At 33.0% G+C, this 6948-nt stretch carries 7 protein-coding genes; 1 reads left to right on the plus strand and 6 read right to left on the minus strand.

Going from position 1 to position 6948, the window contains the following annotated elements:
- Positions 1 to 9: 9 nt before the first annotated feature.
- The 4 genes from PHS07_00765 to lepA all read right to left on the minus strand — a co-directional run bounded on the left by PHS07_00765 (position 10) and on the right by lepA (position 3991).
- Entirely contained in the window at positions 10 to 975 is a 966-nt protein-coding gene (locus PHS07_00765; GenBank protein ID MDD4606860.1) for an AAA family ATPase, read from the minus strand.
- A gap of 38 nt (positions 976 to 1013) precedes the next feature.
- On the minus strand, positions 1014 to 1418 hold the full coding sequence (locus tag PHS07_00770) for a septum formation initiator family protein (protein MDD4606861.1): 405 nt from the start codon (positions 1416 to 1418) through the stop codon (positions 1014 to 1016).
- Positions 1405 to 2055, minus strand: coding sequence for a PH domain-containing protein (locus tag PHS07_00775; GenBank protein ID MDD4606862.1), 651 nt, complete (start codon positions 2053 to 2055; stop codon positions 1405 to 1407). The genes PHS07_00770 and PHS07_00775 overlap by 14 nt, the downstream gene beginning before the upstream one ends.
- 103 nt (positions 2056 to 2158) lie before the next feature.
- Positions 2159 to 3991 (minus strand): translation elongation factor 4, encoded by a 1833-nt coding sequence (lepA, locus tag PHS07_00780; protein ID MDD4606863.1) that lies wholly within the window; start codon positions 3989 to 3991, stop codon positions 2159 to 2161.
- Positions 3992 to 4273: 282 nt separating this feature from the next.
- Here lepA and PHS07_00785 point away from each other — a divergent pair, with 282 nt between their 5' ends.
- Positions 4274 to 4555 (plus strand): hypothetical protein, encoded by a 282-nt coding sequence (locus PHS07_00785; GenBank protein MDD4606864.1) that lies wholly within the window; start codon positions 4274 to 4276, stop codon positions 4553 to 4555.
- Positions 4556 to 4707: 152 nt separating this feature from the next.
- On the opposite strand, the gene murJ is transcribed toward PHS07_00785, so the two are convergent.
- On the minus strand, positions 4708 to 6294 hold the full coding sequence (murJ, locus tag PHS07_00790; GenBank protein MDD4606865.1) for a murein biosynthesis integral membrane protein MurJ: 1587 nt from the start codon (positions 6292 to 6294) through the stop codon (positions 4708 to 4710).
- Between the two features lie 102 nt (positions 6295 to 6396).
- The gene (locus tag PHS07_00795; GenBank protein ID MDD4606866.1) at positions 6397 to 6747 is read right to left on the minus strand and encodes a hypothetical protein; all 351 of its coding nucleotides are present in this window, start codon (positions 6745 to 6747) and stop codon (positions 6397 to 6399) included.
- Positions 6748 to 6948: the final 201 nt, after the last annotated feature.

The raw sequence follows: 6948 nt of genomic DNA on the forward strand, positions 1-6948 counted from the left end.
ATTTTTAAATTAAATTTCACCTGAACCCTGTTCAATGTCCATCCATTCTCGAAAAACACTCCTAACCTCTTCAGCTGTCACTTTTAAATTTTGGGCTTCTTTGCCTTGCTGTTCGGCATCAACTTTATAAAGTTTAACTTTGGAAGCGGCTTCGTCAATTAAATCAATGGCTTTATCAGGAAAATAACGGTTCTTTAAATACTTAGTACCCAATTCAATGGCTTCTCGTATAGCCTCTTCGGTAATTTCTACTTTATGAAATTCTTCATATCTAGATTTTAATCCATTTAAAATTTCTAAAGTTTCTTCGGGGGATGGTTCTTTAATATAAACTGGCTGAAAACGCCTTTCCAAAGCTGAATCTTTTTTAATACTCCGAAAATATTCTTTAAAAGTTGAAGCACCAATCACTTGTAAATCTCCGCGAGCCAAGAGTGGCTTTAAAATATCGGCCGCTCCCAAACCGCCCTCAGAACCACCAGTATTAGCTAAAATATGCAACTCATCAATAAATAAAATAATTTGGCGTTGAGAAGCTTCAATTTCTTTTAAAACTGCCTTAATTCTTTCTTCAAATTCACCTCGATATTTAGTCCCCGACATTAAAGCCCCCAAATCTAACGAAATAACCCTTTTACCAATTAATTGAATTGGTACTTGACGCTTAACAATTTTTTGAGCTAAACCTTCAACAATGGCCGTCTTACCGACACCAGCTTTACCAATTAAAACGGGATTGTTTTTGGTACGGCGAGATAAAATTTGAGTCACCCGACGGATCTCTTCGGTGCGATTAATAATTGGATCCATTTTGGCTTGTTGAGCCGACTGAGTTAAATCAACCGAATAACGACTCAAAACACCACTTTGACTTTTGCTGGTTGAAAATATTTTTGTTCCTGATTTTTTGATTAAATAATAAATCGTCAAAGACAAAAATAAAACCAGGGCAAAAATTAATATATAAGTATCCATATTTTTATTATAACATAAAATTAATGTTAATAAAAATGTTAGTTAAAAAAATAATGCCACCATTTCAAACAATTTTTAGACACCGATAGTTCATCTTCTGAAGAGTTCTCAAATTGATCGGGCGTGTTGGGATTATCTAAGATAACAACCACTTGTTCACCCGGTTTTTGCATACCCAATTTTAAACGGCTTTCACGTTCACCGAATTCATCGCTGTCTAAATATTGAATTAGCTTATTTAGTTCTAAATTTTCTTGTTCGATTGCCAAGGCTTGATTTTCCAAATTTTTAATTTCATGATTGACTTGCTGACTTCTAAAAACGGTTTTAATAGTTGAATAAAAAACTAATGAAAAAATAATTAGCAAAACAAGTAGTGACCATTTTGAACTCCAAAGATATCTAAAAGACGATTGACGATTGTAAAATTTAAATCTCTTCATCGTTTTGATCGGTTTGATTAATAATTTTTTCTAAATTATCTTTACCTAGACTAATTTTTAAACTGCGAATGACTTTATAAATTTCCTGCAAAGGTGTATTATTTAAAATGTCCTCAGCAGTTAATAATTTTTTTTCGATAGCTTGACGAGCTTGACGTTGTTCTTGACAAATTTGCGAAATTAAATTTTGATCAATTTTGGGTTTAGCGATGTTTTGAATAGTAATTTTTTTATTTGGTAAAATCTGAACGTTAATATCGCCATACTGAAACAGGGTTCTAAAAATACCTTTAACTTGATAATCCACGTCACTAATTTTATCATAATCAACCTCTACGACCTGACGATGGAATAAACCCTGTTGCATTAAATTAATCACTCTAAAATTAGTAATAATTAACTCACTAAAAAACCAACTCACGTAAATTCTAAGAATTAAAATAAAACCAATCATAATCATTGCAACAAACAGGGCAATTCCCCATGTGCCTTTTTGAAAAAGTGGATACATGAAAAAAAATCCCCCCAGTAACAATAAAATGGCAATTAAAATTGACCAAGTAAAAGTCAGGGGGTGTGGATGAGCGGACTTTAAAATATTTTCATTTTCACGTAAAATATGATTAGGCTTAAACATAATTTTATGGCTAAGAAAAATAAATTAAAAATTATTTACATTTTAATAATCGCCTTTTCAGCTTTAATTCTAGTTTTATTAGGTATTTATCCTTTACTTGAAATTATCTTTTAAACATAGCTAAATAAGCTTCTGGCGGAATATTAACTCTACCCATTTGGCGCATTTTTTGTTTGCCTTTTTTCTGTTTAGCTAAAAGTTTTCTTTTACGTGTCACGTCGCCACCATACAACTTAGCCGTGACATCTTTACGCATTGGAGCAATTCTCTCAGAAGCAATAATTTTTCCACCACCCTTATCGTCACTATTAATAACTGCCTGAATTTTAATTTCAAACATCTGGCGTGGAATATTATTTTTTAAAGATTGAACTATTTGTCGTGCTTCTTGAAAACTAGAATCTTTATAAATTAAAGCTGACAAAGCTGGCATTTTTTCTTCAGAAATTAAAATGTCAAGTTTAATAATTTCAGTTGATCGATAATTATTAAATTCATAATTTAAAGAAGCATAACCCGACGAGACACTTTTTAGTTTATCATAAAAATCACGAATAAGCGAATTTAAGGGCAAATCATAATGTAAAATTACTCGACGTTGGTAGGTAGTTTTAACTTGATGATCCAAATATTCTGTTGAGATATATTCACCATTTTTATTAGTAACTAATTCCATAATTGGACCTAAATATTTTTCTGGTGTAATAATATCCACTTTCATCCAGGGTTCTTGAACTGACTCAACCTTGGTTGGTTCTGGCATTTCCTGTGGCCGATGAACTAAAAGCTGTTGGCCATTTTTTAATTTAACATGATAAGCGACTGAAGGCGTAGTAATAATTACTTTTAAATTATATTCTCGCTTTAAACGTTCTTGAATAATTTCTAGATGCAATAAGCCTAAAAAACCACACGAAAAACCATGACCCAAGGCCTGGGAATAATCCGGTTCAAAAGTTAAGGCCGCATCATTGAGCTGTAATTTTTCTAAACTTTCACGCAATTTATTAAAATTACTTCCTTCACTTAAATAAATCCCAGCAAAAACCATCGGCTTGACTTCTTTATATCCAGGCAAGGCTTCAACTTTTATTTTAGGATTAACAACGGTATCACCAACTCGACAATGCTGACTAATTTTTAAGCCGGTTGCTAAATAACCAATTTCGCCTACACTTAATTCTGTAACTTTTTTAAGTTTAGGATTAAAAATACCGGTTTCTAAAACTTCCGCCTCTTGTTGTGATGCCATCATTAAAATTTTATCTTCTGATTTTATTTGTCCATCAACAACTCGAATATAAGCCATCACCCCCTTATATTCGTCAAAATGTGAATCAAAAATCAAAGCCTTGAATGGCTTATTAATTTCACCCTGAGGCGGTGGAACCTGCTTAATAACTTCTTTTAAAATTTGTTCTACCCCCTGACCAGTCTTGGCTGAAACCAAGAGAATGTCTTCTTTTTTAATTGATAATAAGTTCATAATTTCTTGTTGTGTACCTTCCACGTCAGCATTGGGTAAATCAATTTTATTAATGACTGGAATAATAGTTAAATCCTGCTCTAAAGCTAAATATAAATTTGACAAAGTTTGAGCCTGAATACCCTGGACAGCATCGACTAATAAAATCGCACCTTCAACCGCTGCCAAGGAACGCGAAACTTCATAATTAAAATCCACATGTCCGGGCGTGTCAATTAAATTTAATTCATATTCTTGATCGCCTAATTTATATTTCATCCTGACTGGCTGTAATTTAATGGTAATCCCCTTTTCTCTTTCTAAATCCATTTGATCTAAAATCTGCTCTTTCATGTCTCTTTGTGAAACAGTTTGCGTCAATTCCAAAAAACAATCAGCTAAGGTTGACTTGCCATGATCGATATGCGCAATTATACAGAAATTGCGAATGTGGTTAGTTGTATTTGACATGGATTAAAAATTTTTAATATTATTCTGGAACGAATCCGCCAGCCGGCGGACGTGGCAATCTTCGTCTCTAGAGTGTCATTGCGAGCCCCGACAAAGGAAGGGCGTGGCAATCCCGCAAATCAACACCTCGTGCGCCAATTTAGGGGATTGCCACGGTCGTCATCCGCCGAATCGGCGGATTGACTCCCTCGCAATGACGCTAGGTCTTAACATGGATTAAAATGTGTGCTAAGATAAAATATAATTTAACGTTCTTTTAAAATCTTAATATCTGGAGGAAAAATGAAAAACATTGGTTTTTTTAACATCGTCATTGTTGCCGTTGAAATAACATTCTATCTTATTTTTTTAATTTCTTATTTTATTTCAACGTCCAAGAATGCCGCAAAAAATAAAAAAGGTGTTATTGATTTTTACTCAGGTGTTATTTGTTTAAGCATACCCTTCTTTATTCCAAGTACTCCCTTAGGATTAAAAATTGTCATGTGGCTTTTTGCTCTTCAGGGATTTTATGATGCCATCAACGACAAATACTTCCTAACGGGTAAAACAACAGAAAAATAAAAAATTTTTCAAAAGCTTCGCCATAAAATCAGGTGGAGCTTTTTTATTTTTCAAAAATCCAAGAATCAATCCAACCACCCCTCTTTCCCCTTCCTGAACTAAATCCAGGACAGGCTCTTACTAAGGAGGGGAGAAAAAATTCTCAGCCTTAATTATCTCCTCAAAAATCTACCTAACCTACTATTAAAAATCTTTTTAATCGCATCAACTTCCTCCATTTTAAAAGCTAAAGCTAAAGAAAGAAATACTCCACAACCCACACCACCGGCAATCAAAAATTGTAAAAATACACCGTGAAATCTTTGCATATCAACTACCTCACCTAAAATATTTTTAGTTAATTGTAAAAAAATACCTGAAATTAAACTAATAACTATAATACGCAAAAACGACCAGCAAATCTTCTTTTCATCTAGCCATTTAAATCTAGTTCTTAAAATCAAAAATAAAATTGTCATATTTAAAATACTACCAATTGAAAAAGCCAAAGCTAAACCAGGCACACCCATAATTTTTCCCAAATATAAACCTAAACCAATATTAATGGCGACTGAAATCAAACTACTCAAAACCGGTGTTTTGGTGTCTTTTAAAGCATAAAACGAGCGCGCCAATAACGGAATTAAAGATTGAGCAAATAAAGACAAACTAAACCAACCTAAAGTTTTTAAAGTCAAAACTGTATCCTGCCAATCAAATTCACCTGCCCCTAAAACGATTCTAACTACTTGAGCGCGTAATAAAAAAATAAAAATTGAAGCGGGAATAATTAAAAATAAAATACGTCTTAAAGTTACGGAAAAATTTATTACAAATTCTTGCTCTTTATTTTGGCTGATATTTTCTGATAAATATGGAAAACAGGCTACAGCCAAAGGAATAGCTAAAATACCAATTGGCATGTGTTGCAAGTTATTAGCTAAATTGAAAACCGCCACACTCCCCACGGCTAAAGTTGAAGCAATGATAGTAATAATTAATTGGTTAACTTGATTAATAGCTAAACCAAAAGTCCGTGGCAACATTAAAACGGCAATTTTTTTAACACCAGAGTGACGCCAATTCAAAACAGGTTGCCAATGCCAACCAGTTTTAAACACCGCTGGTAATTGAATTATTAAATGTAACAACGAACCCACAACCACACCCCAAGCCAAACCGATTGGTCCAAATTTGGGTACTAAAAAAATAATACCCAGAATAATACCTAAATTATACATCACTGGAGCCAAGGAATAGGCTAAGAATTTTTTGAAAGAATTTAAAATACTAGAAACAACATTACTTAATCCAAAAAAAACAATACTTAGCAACATAATACGCGTTAATTCGGCTGTGGCCAACTGCTTGTCGGACGAAAAACCAGGCGCCACCAAATAACCAATTAATGGTCGGGCTAAAATAAATAAAATTATTCCTAAAATTGTTAAAAAAACAAAAATTAAATTCATAATCGAATTGGCAATTTTAAAAGCTTCGTCCTTATCTTTTTGCCAATAATCGATAAAAACCGGAATAAAAGCAGCTGCTAAGGCACCCAAAACCAATGTATTAAAAATTAAATCTGGCAAACGGAAAGCAGCATAATAAGTATCTAAGACATCACCAGCTCCAAAATTAACCGCCAACAAACGATCACGCAATAAACCGAGTAATTTACTGATAACAGAAAAAACAGCAATAATCATCGCTCCGCCGGCGACTGTTTTACCAACTCTATCTTCAAAAAATTTCTTCATGTCTTTTATAAAAAATTAAATTATATAATTATATTTTACTCTTTTTTATTTTAAAAATCAATTCTAAAAGTTAAAACCCCGATTGTTGCCAACTGGGGTTTGTTAATTGAAGGTAAAAAAAATAATTTTGCCTTTTTGTTCGACAAGATTATACTTGATAAAATAATATGTTTCATTCTTAACCCTGCCCCAAAAAGCCCAATGGGCGAAAAGATTATGTTGAGTTGAAAAATCAAGCTGGACTATATATTCTTCTAAGGTTAAATTATGTTTTTGATTATCAACCTCAATCTTAAATACTATAGCCACATCCGTGTGTTTCATAGCTACAAACGGATATTGCTCGTTTTCTGGTTGCATATCTACGGCTTCCTGCTGAATAATTCTAACTCGGCTAAAATCTATTTCCTTGGGTCCATCAATCACCGGATACCATTTTAATAGTTCAAGCATCTCCCCTCCTGTTATATAAAAAGAACTTTTTTGTTTAAGTTTAATCTATTTTTTAATTTTTGTCAATATTAAAGGGGTGCATTCTACTCCGAAGTGAAACATCAAGACAACTTAAAGGGGCACACGTTTTCAAGTAAAATGATTATTGAGCAATCAATAATTAACTTGATAAACAATATGCCCTACAAACATTTTACCTTA

This window comes from Patescibacteria group bacterium, from assembly GCA_028707495.1.
In the GTDB taxonomy this organism is placed as follows: Bacteria; Patescibacteriota; Patescibacteriia; order UBA2591; family JAQWAS01; genus JAQWAS01.